The 20245-nt window shown below is 53.0% G+C and carries 12 protein-coding genes; 11 read left to right on the top strand and 1 reads right to left on the bottom strand.

Features of this window, described 5'->3' with window-relative positions; all coding sequences use genetic code 11:
* From H511_RS0104190 to H511_RS0104145, 10 genes are all read left to right on the top strand, one after another.
* On the top strand, window positions 1-1536 hold the full coding sequence (locus H511_RS0104190) for a sugar ABC transporter ATP-binding protein (RefSeq protein ID WP_027251181.1): 1536 nt from the start codon (window positions 1-3) through the stop codon (window positions 1534-1536).
* Window positions 1537-1553: 17 nt separating this feature from the next.
* Complete coding sequence (locus H511_RS0104185; RefSeq protein WP_027251180.1) at window positions 1554-2573, top strand: ABC transporter permease; 1020 nt, start codon at window positions 1554-1556, stop codon at window positions 2571-2573.
* A gap of 13 nt (window positions 2574-2586) precedes the next feature.
* On the top strand, window positions 2587-3546 hold the full coding sequence (locus tag H511_RS0104180; RefSeq protein ID WP_027251179.1) for a sugar-binding transcriptional regulator: 960 nt from the start codon (window positions 2587-2589) through the stop codon (window positions 3544-3546).
* A gap of 35 nt (window positions 3547-3581) precedes the next feature.
* A complete protein-coding gene (locus H511_RS0104175; protein ID WP_027251178.1) occupies window positions 3582-4568 on the top strand; it encodes an aldo/keto reductase in 987 nt (328 codons plus the stop codon).
* A 41-nt stretch (window positions 4569-4609) separates the two neighbouring features.
* On the top strand, window positions 4610-6361 hold the full coding sequence (locus H511_RS22510) for a glycerol-3-phosphate dehydrogenase/oxidase (RefSeq protein ID WP_051287830.1): 1752 nt from the start codon (window positions 4610-4612) through the stop codon (window positions 6359-6361).
* Entirely contained in the window at window positions 6348-7187 is an 840-nt protein-coding gene (locus H511_RS0104165; protein WP_027251177.1) for a class I fructose-bisphosphate aldolase, read from the top strand. Before H511_RS22510 ends, H511_RS0104165 begins: the two co-directional genes overlap by 14 nt.
* 33 nt (window positions 7188-7220) lie before the next feature.
* Window positions 7221-8717 carry an FGGY-family carbohydrate kinase gene (locus H511_RS0104160; RefSeq protein WP_027251176.1) on the top strand — a complete coding sequence of 499 codons (1497 nt, stop codon included), beginning with the start codon at window positions 7221-7223 and terminating at the stop codon, window positions 8715-8717.
* 201 nt (window positions 8718-8918) lie between these two features.
* The gene (locus H511_RS0104155) at window positions 8919-10079 is read left to right on the top strand and encodes an iron-containing alcohol dehydrogenase (protein WP_027251175.1); all 1161 of its coding nucleotides are present in this window, start codon (window positions 8919-8921) and stop codon (window positions 10077-10079) included.
* Window positions 10080-10081: 2 nt separating this feature from the next.
* Window positions 10082-11578, top strand: a complete 1497-nt coding sequence (locus tag H511_RS0104150) for a CoA-acylating methylmalonate-semialdehyde dehydrogenase (protein ID WP_027251174.1) — start codon at window positions 10082-10084, stop codon at window positions 11576-11578.
* 208 nt (window positions 11579-11786) lie between these two features.
* Window positions 11787-16328, top strand: a complete 4542-nt coding sequence (locus H511_RS0104145; RefSeq protein ID WP_027251173.1) for an NPCBM/NEW2 domain-containing protein — start codon at window positions 11787-11789, stop codon at window positions 16326-16328.
* A 654-nt stretch (window positions 16329-16982) separates the two neighbouring features.
* Here H511_RS0104145 and H511_RS25085 read toward each other — a convergent pair.
* Complete coding sequence (locus tag H511_RS25085) at window positions 16983-17114, bottom strand: hypothetical protein (RefSeq protein WP_276324921.1); 132 nt, start codon at window positions 17112-17114, stop codon at window positions 16983-16985.
* A 280-nt stretch (window positions 17115-17394) separates the two neighbouring features.
* Between H511_RS25085 and H511_RS0104140 the strand changes: the two genes are divergently transcribed.
* Window positions 17395-19953, top strand: a complete 2559-nt coding sequence (locus tag H511_RS0104140) for an AAA family ATPase (protein ID WP_027251172.1) — start codon at window positions 17395-17397, stop codon at window positions 19951-19953.
* The last annotated feature ends 292 nt before the right edge of the window (window positions 19954-20245 follow it).

Genomic DNA, 20245 nt, shown 5'->3' with positions numbered 1-20245 from the left:
GTGGAAACGTCCAACACAACGCCAGTGCTTGAGATCCGAAATGTGACCAAAACGTTTGGTTCGACAACCGCGCTGAATAATATCCGCTTCGATTTGCTGCCCGGTGAAGTGCATGCCATTGCCGGTGAAAACGGGGCCGGCAAGTCTACGCTGATGAAAATCATCGACGGCATACACCAGCCTGACAGCGGGGAAATGTTTATCAATGGCGAAAAAGTGGTGGTCAGCAGTCCGTTAGAAGCACAGAAGCTGGGCATCGGATTTGTCCATCAGGAAATCGCGCTCTGCTCAGATGTGTCAGTGGCTGAAAACATCATGATGGCGAAAATCAACAGCTCGGCTGGCTGGCTGGTGGATTACAAAACCCTGTATCGCGAAGCTTATGAGGTGGTCAGTCAGCTGGCCGATATCGACCCGCGGCAGAAAGTGTCTGATCTGACTATCTCTAATCAGCAACTGGTGGAAATTGCCAAAGCCCTGGTGCTGGACTGCAAAATTCTGATCCTGGATGAGCCGACCGCAGCGCTGACGGATCAGGAAACCGACATCCTCTTTGCCATTATGCAGACACTGAAAGCACGGGGGATCAGCATCATTTATATCAGTCACCGCATGGCGGAGATTTTTGAGCAGTGCGACCGGGTCAGCGTATTCCGTGACGGTCATTACATACATACCAAACGGATAGAGGACACCACACCACAGGCGATTGTTCAGAGCCTGGTCGGGCGTGAAATTGCCAACCTGTATCCGCCGAAATGCCAGGGTCAGGTCGAGAATAATCCGGTGATCCTCGACGTTGAAGGCCTGTCAGACGGGCAGAGATTTAACGACATTGATTTTAAGGTGTATCAGGGTGAAATCTTTGGCGTCGCCGGTCTGATTGGCGCCGGGCGCTCTGAAATGGTGAAGGGCCTGTGCGGCCTGCACACCAAACAGCGCGGCCAGCTGAGATTCAACGGCCAGCCGATCACCATTAACTGTTATCGCGATGCGATAGACAAAGGCATTGTCTATCTCTCGGAAGACCGTAAAGAAGAAGGGTTATTTCTGGATTTATCCATTGCCGTTAATGTCTCTGCGCTCAAGCTGGAACTGGTGTCTGAGCACGGTCTGATCAGCAAAGACAAGGAATTTGATCAAACCCAGACCCTGACCGACAGACTGAACCTGAAAAGCGGCAGCCTGCATCATAAGGTGTCGTCGCTCAGCGGGGGTAACCAGCAGAAAGTCGCTCTGGCCAAAATCCTGTCGGTGAACCCTAAGCTCATCATTCTTGATGAGCCGACCCGGGGCATCGACGTAGGGGCAAAATCTGAAATTCACAAACTGATCCGCGATCTGGCAAACACAGGTGTCGGCATCATTGTCATCTCTTCGGAATTACCGGAAGTCATCGGCCTGAGTGACAGGGTCATGGTGATGCGCGAGTCGCGTCAGATGGGGCTGCTGACCGGGGATCATATTACTGAGCAGAATATCATGCACCTTGCGTCCGGTTCCGCGGAACTGACGCAGGCAGCCGTACAGGCGTAATGCAGGAGAACATAATAATGACTATTGAACATGTATCTACACCCGGCACTTCGGTTACCGGTAAAAAACGCTCCTTCCGTGATGCGCTGGTGCGCGTCAGTCAGATGCGGGAATTCACGCTGATCCTCATCATAGTGGCGATGTTTATCGGCATGAGCTTTGCCTCACCGTATTTCCTGACCTGGGCCAATATGAAAGCCATGCTGCTGTCGTTTTCCACCGAAGGCATTGTGGTGGTTGGCATGACCATGCTGTTGATTGTCGGCGGGATTGACCTGTCGGTCGGCGCGGTGATGTGTCTGGCCATGGTGTTCGCCGCCAAGCTCTTCATGCTGGGCATGAACCCCTGGCTGGCCAGCCTGGCCTCGATTGGCTTCAGTGGTTTCATCGGCTGGCTGATGGGGCTGTGCGTCACGCGGCTGGGCCTGCACCACTTTATTGTCACCCTGGCCTTTATGGGGCTGGCGCGGGGGGCCAGCATGATCATCACCCAGGGCACACCCATTTCGCTGTTCACTCTGCCGCCTGAATTTAAGTTTGTCGGTCAGGGAACCCTGTTCGGGGTGCCGTTCTCTATCATCATTTTCTTTGTGGTGATCATTATCAGCGACTTCCTGCTGCGTAATGCCAAAGCGTTCCGCAAGATTTTCTACACCGGCAGTAACGAGAAAGCCGCGCAGTACTCGGGCGTCAATACCAACAAGGTGAAGCTGTACGTCACTGTGCTGTCCTCCGCGCTCTGCGGTCTGGCCGGGATCATCTATATGTCGAAATTCGGTGCGGCAACGCCCAACTTCGGGGTCGGGCTGGAACTCAACATCATCGCTGCAGCGGTGATCGGCGGCGCGAGCCTCAAAGGCGGCGAAGGCACCATCTTCGGGGCCATTCTGGGGATAGCGCTGCTGAGTGTGGTGTCCAGTTCACTGATTCTGCTCGATGTGTCTGTGTACTGGCAGGAGTTCATTAAAGGACTGATCCTGCTGGCGGCTGTGGCGGCGGACCACCATTTGCACCAGAAGTCGAAAGCCAAATCCTGAGAGGGCTGAACCTATGCAAACCACAACGAAAAGCCTGGATGTCTCCCGCCTGGTGAGCAAGGTGCTGTTCTCGCATTACAAGGAGAATCGCAGCCAGGCGGAGATCTCGAAAAGCCTGGATCTGTCGCCGGCCAAGGTGAACCGCATTATCCGCCAGGCGCGGGAAGAGGGGCTGGTCGAAATTATCCTCAATATTCCGCACATGGGGGTCATGGAGCTGGAAAAACAGCTGATGGCACGTACGGGTCTGCCTAAAGCGGTACTTTGTCCGTCTTATGCCGATGATCCTGTCGTTGGGTTTACGCAGATTGCGGAAGTGGCGGCGGAATTTCTGCAGGACACCCTGCGTAAGAATGATGTCATCTGCATCAGTGGCGGCAAGGCACTGGCAACTATTGTGGAAGTGATGAAGCCGGTCAAAGGCATGAACGTGACTGTGGTACCGGCCACCGGCGGGGTGCAGGGCACGCATTTTACCGATGTGAACTATCTGGCCTCGGCACTGGCAGAAAAGCTGGGGGGCCGTTCGATGCAGCTGCATGCGCCCTTGTTTGCAGATACGCAGTCGGACCGTGACATGCTGATCAACATGCGGGCCACCAAGGAAGTGCTGGATATGGCCCGGCACGCCGACATCGCACTGGCAGGTATCGGCGCGGTGGCGAAAGGCGATGAAAGCTATTTCGACCTGCGTCACTGGATCAACGGCGAAAAAGCCCTGGTGGCAGAGAGCCAGTGCAAAGGGGAAGTCTTTGCGCATCTGTATGACCAGTCCGGCTCGGCCTGCATTCCGGCGCTGAACGACAAGCTGGTTGGCCTGTCACTGGCGGAAATGCGCCAGATCCCGGTCAGTATCGGCGTTGCAGCCGGGGCTGAAAAAGTGATGCCGATTGCGGCTGCGCTGCGCGGCGGTTTTCTCAACACCTTGATCACCGATGAATCGACCGCCCAGGGTGTGCTCGATGCATATTGAAACACAGAAGAATTGTTAACTTGAGAGGGATGACCATGAACAAAAGACAGCTAGGTTTTTCAGGTATTGATGCCTCCGTGATTGGCCTGGGCACCTGGGCCATGGGTGGCTGGATGTGGGGCGGCACCAATGAAAAGGATGCCGTTGCCGCTATTCAGGAATCGATCACTTGCGGTGTCTCGCTGATTGACACCGCCCCGGCATACGGACTGGGCCGCTCGGAAGAGCTGGTCGGCAAAGCCATCAAGGGCCAGCGCGATAAAGTGGTACTGGCCACCAAATGCGGCCTGGTCTGGCACACCCAGCAAGGCAACCATTTCTTCGATGAAGAAGGCAAGCCGGTGCACCGATATCTTGGCCGCGATGCCATTCAGTATGAACTGGAGCAAAGTCTGCGCCGCCTGGGCACGGATTATATCGATCTCTACATCACCCACTGGCAGGACCCGACCACACCGATTGAAGAAACCATGGCGACCCTGATGGATCTGAAACAGCAGGGCAAGATCCGCGCAATTGGCGTTAGCAATATCAGCCTGGACGATCTGAAGCAGTATCAGCGCTTCGGCACTGTCGATGCGGTGCAGGAAAAGTACAACATGATAGAACGTGAGCTTGAGCAGAGCCTGTTGCCGCATACCCGCGCCACCGGTGTGTCCTGCCTGAGTTATTCCTCGCTGGCACTGGGGCTGCTGAGCGGAAAAATCTCCGCCGACCGCACGTTTGACGGCGATGATCAGCGGTTGTCGAATCCTTTGTTTTCCCAGCCCAACCGCCAGATAGTGCAGCAGTTCTGCCAGTCGGTCACGCCGCTGGCTAAAGACTACGGCATCTCGGTCGCCCAGCTGGTGATTGCCTGGACCTTGTCGCAGCCGGGCATTACCTATGCCTTGTGCGGTGCCCGCAATCCAAGCCAGGCGGCTGAGAATGCGCGGGCCGGAGAGGTGAATCTGGCCGCGACGGATGTGGATACCATCAGCACGCTGGTGGCCCAGTCGCTCAGCCAGTTGCAGACTGACTGAGGTGATTCCCACCCACAATAAGAATCGATAAGGGGAGCAGTATGGCAGGCGATGGAAAACAAAGGCGGGAACGATTACCCCGGGATGCACATTTCGATGTGCTGATAGTCGGTGGCGGCATCAACGGTATCAGTGTGTACCGGGAGTTGTCTTTGCAGGGGGTGAAAGTCTTGCTGGTGGAGAAAGAAGATTTCTGCAGTAAAGCCAGCGCCGCGCTGTCACGGATGATTCACGGTGGCCTGCGGTATCTGGAAAACGGTGAGTTTGCCCTGGTCAGGGAATCGCTGGCAGAGCGGAACCGTTTGCTGGCCAATGCGCCGCATTATGTGCAGCCGCTGGTTACTACGATTCCGATCTTTTCTCGCTGGTCCGGGCTGTTTTATGCGCTGTTTAACTTCACCGGACTGATGGACAAACCCAGTCGCCGCGGGGCGCTGGTGATTAAACTGGGGCTGTGGTTCTACGACTTTTTCACCCGGCGTGATCAGCGCCTGCCCAAACACCGTTTCTTTTCGCAGTCTGAAACGGCAGCGCGCTGGCCACAGTTCGATCCCGCTGTGGCCTGCAGCGCCGATTACTACGATGCCTGGATCAGTGCCCCTGAGCGTCTGGCAATGGAGGTGCTGAGCGACACGGGCGAGCAAAGCGACAGCCTGGCCTGTAACTATACCGAGCTGCTGGGCCGTGATGGTCAGCGTTTTACCCTGCGTGACACCTTAACAGGGGAGACCAGCACGATCAGCGCAGACAAACTGGTCAACGCCACCGGGGCCTGGGTTGATCAGACCAATGATCGTCTGGGACTGGCCTCGGGCTATCTGCAGGGCACCAAAGGCTCGCACATTATTGTCCGCCACCCTGAGTTACTGGCCGAGCTGGACGGGCACATGGTGTTTTACGAGAACCCGGAAGGGCGGGTGTGCATTCTGTTTCCCTACTACGGCAACGTACTGATCGGCTCGACAGACATTCCGGTGGCAGATCTGGATGCCGTGACCTGTACCGATGATGAAATTGACTACATGCTCGACTCACTGAAAGCCGTGTTTCCGGCACTGGTGATTGAGCGGGAAGACATAGTGTATCAGTTCAGCGGCGTACGCCCGTTGCCGTCGGTGAAAACCTCGACCACAGGGCAGATCCCGCGCAGTCATGCACTGCGGGTGGACAGGACGGAAGACGGTCAGGTGCGTCTGTATTCTCTGATCGGCGGCAAATGGACGACATTTCGCGCCTTCGGGGAAGAAGTGGCCGATCAGATTTTATCGGACATGGCGCTCCCCCGCCGGGTTTCTACAACCGACCGGTCCATCGGCGGCGGCAGGGATTTCCCTGGGACAGATATCGAACGCAAAGCTTTTACCAAAGCGGCTCATGCCCAATACGGCCTGAGTGAAGCCAGAGCAGAGGTGTTGCTGCAACGTTACGGCACTCAGTGCCTGACGGTGATGGCCTACCTGGCCGCCGGTGAGGATACGGTGCTGACCAGCCTGCCGGCGTACACAAGGCGCGAGCTGATGTACCTGACTGAACACGAGGCGGTGTGCCGCACGCTGGATCTGCTGCAGCGCCGCACTTCGATGGCAATTGCAGGACAGATAAACAATCAGGTACTGGCTGAAGTCACTGAGCTGGTGGCCGCGACGCTGGGCTGGAACGAACAGCAAACAAAACAGGATCTGGCAGAAAGTTGTCGTCAGTTACAGCTACATCATGGTCTGGCCGTCAGCACTGAACAGGTTGAGCAAATCTGGACCACATCTTTTTCAGGAGGAAACTATGTATATCAGTAAGAAAGTAAGGATGAACCGGCTGTTTAACAACGGCCGTTGTCTGGACGTGGCACTGGATCACGGTGTGTGTAACGAGCCGTCTTTTCTCGATGGCCTGGAAAACATGGACTCGGTCGTCAGCCAGCTGGTGGAAGCCAGACCCGATGCGATTCAGATGAACTATGGTCAGAGCGACCTGCTGCAAAACGTTGACGGCAAAGACAAACCGGCTCTGGTGATGCGGCTGGATATGGGCAATCCGTACAACACCATTCGCCACCGCCATATGTGGGCTGTGATGCAAAATGATCAGGAGCCGGTACTGCAGGCGCTGCAGATGGACGCAGCTTGCGTAGTGGTCAACCTGTTTATGCTGCCCGATGAGCCGGATCTGTTCCGTCAGTGTGTGGTCAATATCAGCAAAGTGAAAAACGACTGCGACAAATACGGTATGCCGCTGATGATTGAACCGCTGGTGATGCAGCCGGCCAGTTCCGGAAAAGCCTATGCGGTAGACGGTGATGCGGAAAAGATAGTGACCCTGGTGCGTCTGGCCCGCGAAATGGGCGCAGACATCATCAAAGCTGATCCAACGGCTGATGCGTCGGAATTCCACCGCGTGGTCGAAGCGGCGCGTTGTCCTGTGCTGGTCCGTGGCGGCGGTAAAGAAGATGTCGAAGTGGTCTTCAGCAAGGCGCGTCAACTGCTGGATCAGGGCGCATTGGGCATGGTGTATGGCCGGAATATTTACCAGCACCCCAACCCGAGCCGTATCGTGCAGGCCTTCATGGCGATGATCCACAACAACGCCAGCGTGTCGGATGCACTGGCCATTTATCAGCAGTAATTTTTCACTGTCAGCAAGAAAAGGAAGCAAGCAATGACACCATACGTACTGGGTATAGACTGCGGAAACACGGGAATAAAAGTGGCGCTCTTTGATTTACAGGGCCGCGAAATCGGTGCGCTGGGCGACAAAGTGGCGACGCATTTTCCTGCACCGGGTTTTGCTCAGTGCGATATGGCAGCGCTCTGGACGCAGTGCGCAACCCTGATACGCCGCCTGCTGGAAGAGTGGGCGGTGCAGTCCGGGCAGGTGGTGGCCGTCGGGTGCAGTGGTCACGGCAACGGCCTGTACCTGCTGGATCACGACACCATGCCTTTACTGGCGATCAAATCGCTCGACTGCCGCGCCAGTGATCTGGTGCAGACGATAAAAAATCAGCCCGACTATGAGTTGATTCAGGAGCTGAATCGTCAGGGTGTCTGGCCGGCGCAATCGGCCACTCTGCTTTGCTGGCTCAGACAGTACCACCCGGAGACATACCAGAGCATCGGCAGCGTCCTGTTCTGTAAGGATTACCTGAATTTTTGTCTGACCGGCGAGATATCGACCGAGTACGGCGATCTCAGTGCGTCGGGTTTATACGACTTTTCAGCAGGTGAAGCATCGGCCGCTTTGCTTACTGCATTAGCAATTCCAGAGATGCAGCAGGCGATTCCCGACATCAGGGAATGTCAGGATGTCATGGGCCGGGTGAGCAGGGAAGCGGCGGCGTTAACCGGACTGAACGAAGGCACGCCTGTGGTCAGTGGCTGTTTTGATATCGTGGCCTGCGCTATCGGCTCAGGGGTCTGGCAAAGTCAGGCCGCCTCTGTGATTGCCGGTTCCTGGAGCATTAACCAGGTGGTGACGGACACCTTGCCGGGCAGGGATGTCTTTATGGCCTGCCATTTTCCCGGCCAGCGTTATCTGGCGGTGGAGTCGAGTGCGACCTCGGCCTCGAACCTCGAATGGTTCATCTGCGAATTTTTTAAACAAGAAAAACAGCAAGCCAAAACCCACAATGTCGATCTTTTTCAGCAACTCAATGCCATGGTGGCTGACACCGTGATCAGTGACGATCTGCCGCTGTTTCACCCTTATCTCTACGGCGGCTGTGACAATCAGCCGGTGCAGGGGAATTTTTCCGGGCTGGCCGGATGGCATAAAAAATCGGACTTACTCTATGCCGTTTATGAAGGCATTGTCTTTGGTCACTTAGAACATGTCGGCCAGCTCAGGCTGGCGGGTCAGCATATCGACACTGCGGTTCTCAGCGGCGGGGCCGCCAAAAGTCCGGTCTGGAGCCAGCTGTTTGCGGATGTGCTGGATGTCGCGATTCAGACCTCCGACTGCACCGAAGCCGGTGCCAGAGGGGCGGCGATGGCTGCCGCAACCGGTGCAGGCTGTTTTCCGGCTCTGCAGCAGGCAGTCGCCGCGATGGCCAAACTCAATACGCCTCTTACGCCCAGGCCTCAGCAGCAAGCCATTCTTCATCAGCGCTACCAGCGTTACCTGGCGGTGTCGAACGCCTTGAAAGGGCTGATGTCATGAGTCTTTGATACCCCATTTAATATCAAACAGTTAACTGCTCCGTTTCGGTGGCTGTGCTACCGGAACGGCTTTGCTGATCCTGATGTTTAACGATTTTGCTCAGTCTCTCAAAATTGATTTATTTTGATATTTTTTGTCTCATTTTTATCCACATGTGCTCTATATTATTAAGATGATAACAAGGTTGAAAGGACGAAAGGGATGACACAACGAATTGTAATGCCCGGCCTGATGGAAATCGGGGCTGGCGCGCTGGATAAAGTGGCAGACATACTGAAATTGCTGTCTTGCCGTCAGCCATTGATTATCAGCGACAGAGTGATGTCTGAGCTGGGTTATGTCCGCCGGGTGGAAATCGCGCTGGCGGCGGCGGGGCTGGAGTGCGGTGTCTTTCTGGATACCGAGCCGGAGCCGACTGAGGCCTCTATCCTGCCGGCGGTTGATCAGGTGGTGACAGGACAGTTTGACTGCCTGATTGCGCTGGGCGGCGGGAGCGCCATCGACAGCGCAAAAGCCATTGGTCTGCTGGCACAGCACGGCGGTCAGATGCGTGATTACAAAGTACCCCATGTGGTGACAGAAGCCATCTTGCCCGTGATTGCGATTCCGACCACGGCAGGCACGGGATCGGAAGTCACCCGGGTCACTATCATCACCGATCAGGACACAGACGAAAAAATGCTGTGTATGGGGCCGGGACTGATCCCCCAGGCGGCGATCATCGACTATGAGCTGACCCTGTCGGTGCCGGCCCGTATTGCTGCCGATACCGGGATTGATGCCCTGACACACGCGATTGAAGCTTATGTCAGTGCCAAAGCCGGGGTGTTTTCCGATCAGCAGGCGCTGTCCGCCATGCGTCTGATTGCGCCGAACCTTCGCGAAGCGGTGAATACCCCTGGCAATCATGAGGCGAAAGAGAAGCTGATGCTGGGAGCCACACTGGCCGGTATCGCTTTCTCCAACGCGTCTGTCGCACTGGTGCACGGCATGAGCCGTCCGATTGGCGCCCATTTCCATGTCCCGCATGGCATGAGCAATGCCATGTTATTGCCCGCGATTACCGAGTTTTCCATTCCGGCCAGTCTGACGCGTTATGCCGACTGCGCCCGCGCGATGGGGCTGGCTGATGACATCGTCAGTGATGAAGAAGCCGTGCAGCGTCTGATGTCTGAGCTGACCCAGCTCAACGTCGATCTGCAGGTGCCGGCCATGTCGGATTTCGGGATTGACCGGCACCAGTATCATGAGCTGCTGGACATCATGGCGGAGCAGGCGCTGGCATCGGGTTCACCGAATAATAATCCGCGTATTCCGAGCAAGAATGAAGTGATTGAACTGTATAAAAAGGTATGGAGTTAATGATGATTGGAAATTACATCAACAGTGAATTAGTGCCAGTGACCTCAGATCGCAATCTGCCGGTGACGGATCCGGCCACCGGCAAAGTGATCGATCAGGTTGGCCTGTCCAGCGTGGCGGATACCGAGCAGGCGATTGCCAGCGCAGAAGCAGCATGGCCGGCCTGGGCGCAAATGACACCGCTTAATCGCTCGCGCATTCTGTTTCGCTTCAAAGCCTTGCTGGAACAGAACATGGATGAGCTGGCGACGCTGATCAGCCGCGAGCACGGAAAAGTACACAGTGATGCGTTAGGCGAACTGACCCGCGGGCTGGAAGTGGTCGAATTTGCCTGCGGCATTCCGCATCTGCAAAAAGGCGAACACAGCCGCAATGTGGGCACAGATGTGGACTCGCATTCCATGCTGATGCCTTTGGGCGTGTGTGCGGGGATCACTCCGTTTAATTTCCCGGTCATGGTGCCCATGTGGATGTTTCCGATCGCCCTCGCCACCGGCAATACCTTTGTGCTGAAACCGTCAGAGAAAAACCCGTCCGCGGCGCTGAGACTGGCAGAATTGCTGACTCAGGCCGGACTGCCGCCAGGGGTGTTTAATGTCGTGCAGGGCGATAAGGAGTCGGTGGATGTGCTGCTGAGTGATCCCAGAGTCAAAGCGGTCAGCTTTGTCGGCTCGACACCGATTGCGGAATACATCTATGCGCAGGGCTCGGCACACGGCAAGCGGGTGCAGGCACTGGGCGGTGCGAAAAACCATCTGGTGGTGATGCCGGATGCGGATTTGGATCAGACGGTCAATGCACTGATGGGCGCCGCCTTTGGCGCGGCCGGAGAACGCTGCATGGCGATTTCTGTCGCGGTGGCCATTGGTGACGAAGTGGCCGATAAGCTGGCAGAAAAACTCACCGCCCGGATTCGTGAGTTACGGGTCGGGCCGGGCTATGGCCAGTCGGTTGAGAACGAAATGGGGCCGCTGATCACCGACGATCACATGAAACGCGTCAGCCGTTATATCGACCAAGGCGAAGCAGAAGGCGCCACTTTGCTGGTGGATGGCCGTGATTATCAGGTGCCCGGTTTTGAAAACGGCTATTACATCGGTGGCACCTTGTTTGATCATGTCACCCCTGAGATGACCATTTACCGCGAAGAAATCTTCGGCCCTGTCCTGTCAATGCTGCGCGCCCAGTCGCTGGAGGAAGCCCTGACGCTGATCAATGAGCATGAGTTCGGTAACGGTACGGCGATTTTCACTGCCGACGGTGAAGCGGCACGCCGGTTCAGCGACAAAGTGGAAGTGGGGATGGTCGGGGTGAACGTGCCGATTCCTGTGCCTATGGCGTTCCATTCCTTCGGCGGCTGGAAACGGTCTCTGTTCGGACCGCTGCACATGCACGGCAGCGATGGGGTGCGTTTCTTCACCCGCATGAAAACCATTACCACCCGCTGGCCGAAAAACCAGCAGCAACAGGCTGACTTTGTTATGCCGACCATGAAGTAACACTGAATCAGACCTAAAAAGAGCGGCTTCCCCATGCAGGAAGCCGCCTGAATTATCAGCGGCTTTCAGCCGCGACTCAGTTGGCGAAGTTTTGCAGTAATCACGATAAATCAACCCTACTCACTAACCGAGGTTGAGGGGCGTGCAGTGGCAGACCCCAGGCAGTTCAATTCTGCGCTAGTGATACAATAATTCATGGAGATCATTCATGGCTGCAATACGGAAGCGATTTAACCGCTACCCCGGCATACGACCTGTGCTGGGACTGCTTGCCTCGCTCGGACTCAGTGCGTCAGTCACGGCGGCACAGGGCCCCGGGCTGGGAAACCTTAACTACAGTTCAGGCGAAGCTTACACCCATGTGTCTTATCCGCTGGTGGATGACACCACCGGATTTCTGCCGCCGGATTACCCCGGCAGCAAACACTATGGCGTGAATGTCATGACCATGCTCAATGGTTACATGGTCGGTATTTTCGCCCCTGACAGCGGCGGCGGCCCCGGTGGCTGGATTGCGCTGGACGCCTCAGACCCGACCAACCTGTCTTTGGTCAAGATGGTCTATGAGCCCGATACCAGTAATCAGTACCGTACCGGCAACGGACTGCGTACCGCGGAGTTTCGCGAGCCGCATTCTTTTGGTCTGAGTGAAGACAATCTGATAGCCATCCAGACCGGGAAAGGGATTGAAATCTGGGATTGGTCTGATGTCAATAATCCGATTCAGGTCTCTAAACTGCCCATTTCGGGCGTCAATTTTGGTGACTACAATAACGTGTCCTGGCAGCTGTTCTGGCAGGCACCTTATCTGTATGTGGCCCGTGGTAATGCCGGCTTAACCATAGTGGATACCAGCAACGTCAGTAACCCTTCGATAGTGAAAACCATTCCTACCTCGCAGCTGGGCGGTTTCAACGTCGGTCCGGTCTTTGTGGTGGGCAACAAGATGTTCCTGTCGAGCATGGAAACCACTGCCGGTTTTTCTATTCTGAACCTGGATGATCCGGAAACCCCGACACTGGAGAAAACCCTCAGCTCCCTGCCGGAGAAATATTATGCCTCGTGCTGGGACGGTAAATATGCTTTCTTCGGCGCCCGCTCTACCGCGGACAAGCTGAGAATTTACGATACCTCTGCTACCCCCATGACACTGGTGCACGATCAGTTGTCCGGGTTCCAGAATCTGTACTGTAACGTGCAGGATAATAAGCTGTTTCTCGGTAACCAGGACGATATCTCGGTCTTGGATATCAGCAATATCAGCAATATACAGCTATCAGGCAGCGGCTCGCTCAATGCGGCCGGCGGCGATACCGATCATGGTCAGGTGTTTCCGTTCGGCAATATGGTCTGGGTCGGCAATGACCACGGCACCGGCAGCGGTTTAATTGCCCATCAGGCCGGGCCCGACAATACGCCTCCGGCGATTGTCCACAGCAGCCCGGAAGCCGATTCAATTCTCCAGCCCCGCTCTTCACGGGTCGGGATTGTCTTTTCCGACAGCCTGCTGATGGAGTCGGTCAACAGCAATACCTTTACCGTGACCAAGCTGGGCAGCAGTACCCCGGTCAGCGGGACTTACAGTGTGAATTTAGGGTTTGCCAACTTCACACCGGATAGCCAGTTAGATGCCGACAGCATTTATGTGGTTGAAGTAGATGGTATTGAAGACTTTGCCGGTAACCCGCTGCCAGCGACCAGCTACCGTTTCTCCACCGGGTCTGCCGTTGGTCACGATATTACACTTGGCAGCACGGCTCAGGTAACGCTGGGTACGCCCATTTCCTTCTCAGCCTCGGCTTCTCCTTTGCTGGGCGGCAACCTGGAGTATTCCTGGGACTTTGGTGACGGCACGCCGCCAACCGCATTTTCCGGCAATGGCTCGGTCAGTCACACTTACAGCTCGCCAAATCACTGGAATGCCATTGTGACCGTGCGCGAATCGGGCTCACTGACCACGAGTAAAACGCAGCAGCATACCGTGTACAACCCGTTGACCCTGAACACGCCGACGACCGCCAGCACCATAGTGAAAGATGCCAACCGGGTGTACGCGGTCAATGAGGATAACGGCACAGTCACAGCGATCAGCCAGGTCTCGCCGTTTGGTAAGGTGTGGGAAACCCAGGTCGGCGAGAAACCCCGTACCCTAGCGATTGCCCCTGACGGCAACCTCTGGGTGGCGAATCAGGACAGCGACAACATCAAAGTCTTGTCTGCCACCGGCAGCGTCCTGCATACCATAGATCTGCCGCGCGCCAGCCAGCCGCATGGTGTGGTGTTTACACCGGACGGCAGTGCCGCGCTGGTCACTTTGCAGGCAACCGGTGAAGTGGTCAAAATCAATCCGTCGAACCGTACCATTACCGGTACGGTCAGCGTAGGCCAGAGCGCCAGAGGCATCGCCGTCGACAGTGATTCGGCCACTGCACTGGTGACACGCTTTATCTCACCTCAGTCGCACGCTGAAGTCGTGGCCGTGCATATCGGTTCGATGTCAGTGGACTCAGTGGTCAATCTGCAGAAAGACACCACCACTGTGGATGGCGAAGACAGAAGCCGCGGGATCCCGAATTATCTCAATGCGGTTACTATCTCGCCGGACGGCCAGTCGGCATGGATCCCGGCGATCAAAGCCAATGTGGATCGCGGTGAATACAATGAGGGGGATCCAAACCAGGCGCTGACCTTTGAAACCACCCTGCGTGCCATTACTTCGCAGATCAATCTCAATACGCTGGCCGAAGTCCCCAGTCTGCAAATGGACATGGACGACAGGGCACAACCCAAAGCGCTGGTGTTCAGCGAGCTGGGCGATTATGTCTACATTGCGCTGGAAGGGCAAAACAGCGTCGAGGTACGTGATGCCTATACCCGTGAGCGGGCCAGTGAAATTGCAGATTCAGGTAAAGCTCCACGTGGTTTGGTGAAAGCCGGCAACTTGTTGTTCGTGCATAACTTCCTGTCGCGCACCATCTCGGTTCATGATTTAACGCCGTTTGAAAATCAGGGCGAAGCCATTGCCAAACTGGCGGATATTTCGCTGGTGTCGAATGAAACCATGCATCCGCGCGTGCTGGCTGGTAAACAGATTTTCTACAACGCCAGTGATGCACGCATGACCCGTGATGGCTATATCTCGTGTGCCGGCTGTCATACTGATGGTGACAGTGATAACCGTGTCTGGGACTTTACCGACCGCGGTGAAGGGCTGCGAAATACCATTTCTCTGCTCGGCCGTGTCGGCATGGGGAATGGCCGGGTTCACTGGACAGCCAACTTCGATGAGATTCATGATTTTGAAAACGATATTCGTCTGGCGTTTCAGGGCGTAGGTTTTCTTGATGATGCCATCTTTGCGCTGACCTCGGATCCGTTAGGGGCCAATAAAGCCGGTTACAGTGCTGATCTGGACAACCTGGCGTTTTACGTCAGCAGTCTGAATGCGTATCCACGCAGTCCGTACCGCAATCAGGATGGCAGCCTGACTGCGGCCGGATCGACAGGTAAGACGCTGTTCACCCAAAAAGGCTGCGACAGCTGTCACAGTGGGGACTTCTATACCGATAATCAGCGTCATGATGTCGGCACCATTCAGGCCTCATCCGGTCAGGGAAGTGGTAATCCGCTTGGCGGCGTCGGTTTTGATACGCCGACCCTGATTGGCGTCTGGTCAACACCGCCGTATTTCCACAACGGACAGGCCGCGACGCTCAATGATGTGCTGCAAACCGGTTCCCAGCACAGCGTCAGCAGTGCCAGCGAACGGGCAGCGCTGGTCGCTTATCTGGAGCAGATTGAGTACGAAGGGCCGGAGATCGTAGTGCCTGAGCCACCGGCAGAAGCCACAGTGGTGTACCTGAGTGACATGGCAGAAGTGTCATCCAGCAATGGCTGGGGGCCGTTTGAAAAAGACGCCAGCAATGGCGAGGCGGCTTCGGATGACGGCGGTACCATCTCGATTGGCGGCACCCAGTATCAGAAAGGCCTGGGTGTGCATGCCGAATCTGAAGTAGTGTACGACATCAGCAACGGTGACTATACCCAGTTCCGCGCCTTCGTCGGTGTTGATGATGAAGTCGGTGACAGCGGCAGCGTGGTGTTCGAAGTCTGGGTCGATGGTGTACTGAGTTATCAGAGCGGCACGCTGACCGGTTCAGACACTGCCCAGTATGTCTCCATCAACCTGAGCCCGGATAATTATGAGCTGAAACTGGTGGTGACGGGGGCCGGTAACGGCGTCGGCAGTGACCACGCGAGCTGGGGCGATGCCAAACTGCTGCAGTCTTCCGGGCAGAGTCAGTACAGCTATCTCAGTGACATGACCGAAACCGGCACGGTAATCAACGGCTGGGGCCCGCTGGAAAAAGACACCAGCAATGGCGAAGAGCTGGCCAACGACGGCAGTCCGATCACCATTGGCGGTTCGGTCTACAGCAAAGGGCTTGGTGTGCATGCGGATTCAACCGTCACTTATACCCTGGTGGCCGGTGAGTATGACCAGTTCCAGGCGGTGATTGGTGTGGATGATGAAGTCGGCAATAACGGCAGTGTGGTGTTTGAAGTCTGGCTGAACGGCAGTCTGGCCTATCAGAGTGTCACGCTGACCGGCAGTCAGGGACCGGTCACTGTCAATCTGCCGATCCCGTCCAATGTCACTGAGCTGAAACTGATCGTCGGCGCAGCGGGTGATGGCGATGGCTATGATCATGCGGATTGGGCTGATGCGCGGTTGAGGTACGCGAACTAGCGACATTTCTTTTGGGGAGGGTGGGTTGGTTGACCACCCGTATCGCCCGGACTCGGTATTGAGTCCGGGCTTTTTTGTTTTGCCATGGGTTGGGTGATTTCAGAAATTGTGCGGGTATGTCGCGCTTGGGTTTAGTGGCAATCTCAGCATTTTCGGATGCGCGCCAGACACTCTTTGTTGGCCCAAAGAGTGCCCAGAAATGCCTGTTTGTTCGTTGGCGTTGTCCGGGCCGGTTGTAGGCGCTCCCGGCGCCGACAACCTAAAAATTCGTCCATGAATTTTTCCCTGGGGGAGTGGAAATAGTTAGGTCCAAGCTGGAATTACCCCATTGTTGGTTAAAGGACAGTGCAGTGCCTGTCCGGGCATTTTTTATTTGCCCGGCGAAGCGGGCAAACCCTTCAGGCTGAGTGAACCCCGACAAGCGTACTTTCAGGTCACTCGTCTGCGGTGAAGACATTGCAAAACAAGGGCGTTGTACTGATTTGTTGGCTCAAATCACACTGTGGGTGATTCAATGCAGCAACCCTTAAACCGTGTTCTAGTCTTGGAAACGGGAGATTCAGGGGGTTCTTGATAGAGCGCTTTGGCGGTAGCGTGGTTTTGGGGAATTCTGAAGTTCTTGCGGGTATGTCGCGCTTGGGTTCAGTGACAATCTCACCATTTTCGAATGCGCGCCAGACACTCTTTGCTGGCCCAAAGAGTGCCCAGAAATGCCTGTCTGTTCGCTGGTGTTGTCCGGGTCGGTTGTAGGCGCTCCCGGCGCCGACAACCTAAAAATTCATCCATGAATTTTTCCCTGGGGGAGTGGTATTGTTTGGGCTTGTAACTCGTTATTGCCCCCGAAATTTGTTAGAGCTAGTACTTGATTATGCGAAGTCAAACACAAACTCCCATAGAAAATCTAATCTTAAGTATTCACTCTACCAGTTATGTGAAAAATCGGATTTATTGATTGTTCGATATGTGTCGAAGACGCTCCCAGTTGGGTATGTTTATTTGAGCTATAAAAAGTTTCCCACAAAAATATGCAATATCATTGATATTTGCATCAGCGAAGGAAGTATCTATGCCAATAGCAACAAAAATATGTGATCTAATAAACAATAAAGGAAAGCCTGATTGGTGGAGATACACTCTAAACCAAGCACTAGATTTAGGTGAACTATCACATTCAGAACTCGAAACTGCTTACGTACTTGCAAAGATGGAGTTTGGTTTAGAAGACAAAAGTACAGATTACGAAATATTAACTCAGCAAGCTAAAGCAACTGGATATCATACAGAAGCTGAAGAAAACAAACTTATTTCTGTTGGCAATGCTTTAAACATATCAACACTTGCTGCGGAGAAAAAAATTGAGTTTTCACCGAAAGGGTTGACCGTCATTTATGGTAACAACGGAGCTGGAAAGTCGAGTTATGCCAAGATATTGAAGAATGCCTGCTTAACAAGGGGGGAAGCTCCTGCTCTAAAACATAACGTATTCGCTGACAAAGTTGGAATACCATCGGCAGAAATTCAAATAGAATCAAATGGGAAACCAGAACTGGTGACATGGAACAATCAATTGGAACCAGACCCTCGTCTTAAGTCTATTCGAGTATTCGACTCACAATCATCGATTCACTATCTGTCTAAAACTGATACTTTGGACTTTAAACCTGCGGCTTTGAAGCTATTGGATGAATTGCTCAAAGTGAGTAGTTTCATTGCGAACAAGGCGAAAAAGGAAGAGGTCGCTTATCTACCCGTCCATGTTCTTCCACAAATGAATATAGGCACCACACCAAGCAAACTAGTCATAAGCTCACAGTTAAAACCTGAAAGCGTAGATTTATTGTGTGCTACTCAAGAAGAACTGTCTGAACTACAAGAATTGAGAAAAGAAGTCATTGAACTGACTAATAACTCACCTAAAACTCTTAAAGACCGATATCAAAAAAGAAGACTTCGGGCAGTGCCGCTTCAGAAGTTCTTAAAAAATCTTTTTGATAAGCTAAATCTAAAGTCGGTGGAACACTATAAGGATTTATACAGCAAAAAAGAACAAACTAAGTTAGCTGCGGCTGAATTAAGCTCAGTGACATTTTCTCAATTACCAGTATCGAATATAGGTTCCGAACAATGGCTTACGATGTGGAACGCGGCCAAAATCTTCATTGAAAATGCAGAACAAAAGAAGACATTTCCTCTACAGGAAGGTGACCACTGCCCAACATGTCTACAGGAAATTGATAATACAACTGCATCAAGGTTAGCTTCTTTCGACACTTATCTTCGTAGTGAGTTGCAAAAAGAAGCAGATGTTGCATTGAAAAATTGGAGTGCAGAACTTGAAAAAATTAAGGACTTAAGTTTTTCTATTGTTCCATATGACGCCATCCTCAATGAAATTAAAGAGAAGGACCGAGAGTTAGGTACGCAGTTCGATACGCTGATTCTAACACTCAAAACTAGATCTGATAGCTTGTTACAAGACCCCCCTGTATTTAAACAAGAAGAAATAAATTCAGTAGCACTTACACGGTTAAACTCCCACATAACTAAATTGGAGGAAGCAGAGAAAGCGGTGTTGAATGACGAAGCAAAAGCAGCAGCAATTAAGATTAAACAGCAGAGAATCTTTGAGATTGAAGACAAGGAGAAAATCCTAGCGGTCAAAGAACAAATTAAATCTGAAATTGCGAAAGCTAAGAAAAGAGAAGCCTATGATAAAGTTAAGCGATCCACCTCTACAACTGCAATCACGAGGTTAAATAACGAGATATGTAGCTCTGGCTCGATAGGACGGATGCAAGAGTTTTTCAATAGTGAGCTAGAAAAATTAGGATTCAACCACTTCAAAATTAATGCTCTCACGAAAGGTGCCAAAGGCAACCAAAACTTCAGTATTCAGCTTTCAGAGAACAATACAAACATTATCGATATTGCAAGTGAAGGAGAGCAAAAATGTATATCTTTAGCAAGCTTCTTTGCGGAGTTAGCTACCGATAGCAGAAAGTCTGCAATCATATTTGACGATCCCGTAAATTCTCTTGACCACATATGGAGACTGAGATTCGCAACAAGAATCGTTGAGGAAGCAAAATCAAGGCAAGTAATCGTATTTACTCATGACTTACCTTTCATGAAAATGATTCAAGAGACTGCTGACGATGTGACTATTAAAGCTGTTACTAGAAATAAGAGTGTTACAGGTATTCCTCTCGATGCTCCACCTTGGGACGCTTTAAAAACACAAAGCAGAATAGGTTTCCTCAAAAATAAGTTGGTCATAGCTAGGAAAAAAGCCAACGAATCCATAGAAGACTATCAACATCAAGCAGGATTTATCTATGGGAAAATGCGAGAAACTTGGGAAAGGCTCGTCGAAGAATGGTTGATTCGTGGTGTTGTTGAGCGTTTCAATAGGGAAGTAAAAACTCAGAGTTGCAGATACCTAACTGATATCACTGACCTAGATGTTGAAACCATTAATACGGCTATGAGCAAGTGCAGTACATATATGCACGGACATGATATGGCAGAAGAAGTTGCTGGTGCATTTCCAGATATTGATGAATTGGAAAAAGATGTAGCAGACCTTGAGGAGTACTTTACTAACCTGAAAAAACGAAGAAAATAAATGTTCTTACAGGAGATATAGCCCCTTATGTCTCCTGTAAGAACCTGTCTTGTTTTACCGTCAAACGCTCTTAATTAAACTATCTCAAAGGATTAAGACCATTATGAAGGGGAAAACGAGTGTGTGTTTACACTACTGTATGCACAAGAGGGTATACAAATCAGATGCAAGGCTGGATGCTATAAGTAATCAGTAAATTGCTAAATTAGTAAAGCCACTGACTCATTTCTGTCCAAAAGTGTGTTTGCAAATTGCATCACACAATTCTAGGAAAAAATTCAGGACGAATTTT

The sequence above is a fragment of the Photobacterium halotolerans DSM 18316 genome (genome assembly GCF_000425165.1).
Classification (GTDB): Bacteria; Pseudomonadota; Gammaproteobacteria; order Enterobacterales; family Vibrionaceae; genus Photobacterium; species Photobacterium halotolerans.
This window is presented reverse-complemented; position numbering and strand designations above follow the sequence as displayed.

What these genes read in the sequence shown, in the direction of transcription:
- H511_RS0104185 (WP_027251180.1), top strand. Translation starts at nt 1,554, where the DNA reads ATGACTATTGAACATGTATCTACACCCGGCACTTCGGTTACCGGTAAA.
- H511_RS0104180 (WP_027251179.1), top strand. Translation starts at nt 2,587, where the DNA reads ATGCAAACCACAACGAAAAGCCTGGATGTCTCCCGCCTGGTGAGCAAG.
- H511_RS0104175 (WP_027251178.1), top strand. Translation starts at nt 3,582, where the DNA reads ATGAACAAAAGACAGCTAGGTTTTTCAGGTATTGATGCCTCCGTGATT.
- H511_RS22510 (WP_051287830.1), top strand. Translation starts at nt 4,610, where the DNA reads ATGGCAGGCGATGGAAAACAAAGGCGGGAACGATTACCCCGGGATGCA.
- H511_RS0104165 (WP_027251177.1), top strand. Translation starts at nt 6,348, where the DNA reads ATGTATATCAGTAAGAAAGTAAGGATGAACCGGCTGTTTAACAACGGC.
- H511_RS0104160 (WP_027251176.1), top strand. Translation starts at nt 7,221, where the DNA reads ATGACACCATACGTACTGGGTATAGACTGCGGAAACACGGGAATAAAA.
- H511_RS0104155 (WP_027251175.1), top strand. Translation starts at nt 8,919, where the DNA reads ATGACACAACGAATTGTAATGCCCGGCCTGATGGAAATCGGGGCTGGC.
- H511_RS0104150 (WP_027251174.1), top strand. Translation starts at nt 10,082, where the DNA reads ATGATTGGAAATTACATCAACAGTGAATTAGTGCCAGTGACCTCAGAT.
- H511_RS0104145 (WP_027251173.1), top strand. Translation starts at nt 11,787, where the DNA reads ATGGCTGCAATACGGAAGCGATTTAACCGCTACCCCGGCATACGACCT.
- H511_RS25085 (WP_276324921.1), bottom strand. Translation starts at nt 17,114, where the DNA reads ATGGATGAATTTTTAGGTTGTCGGCGCCGGGAGCGCCTACAACCGACC.
- H511_RS0104140 (WP_027251172.1), top strand. Translation starts at nt 17,395, where the DNA reads ATGCCAATAGCAACAAAAATATGTGATCTAATAAACAATAAAGGAAAG.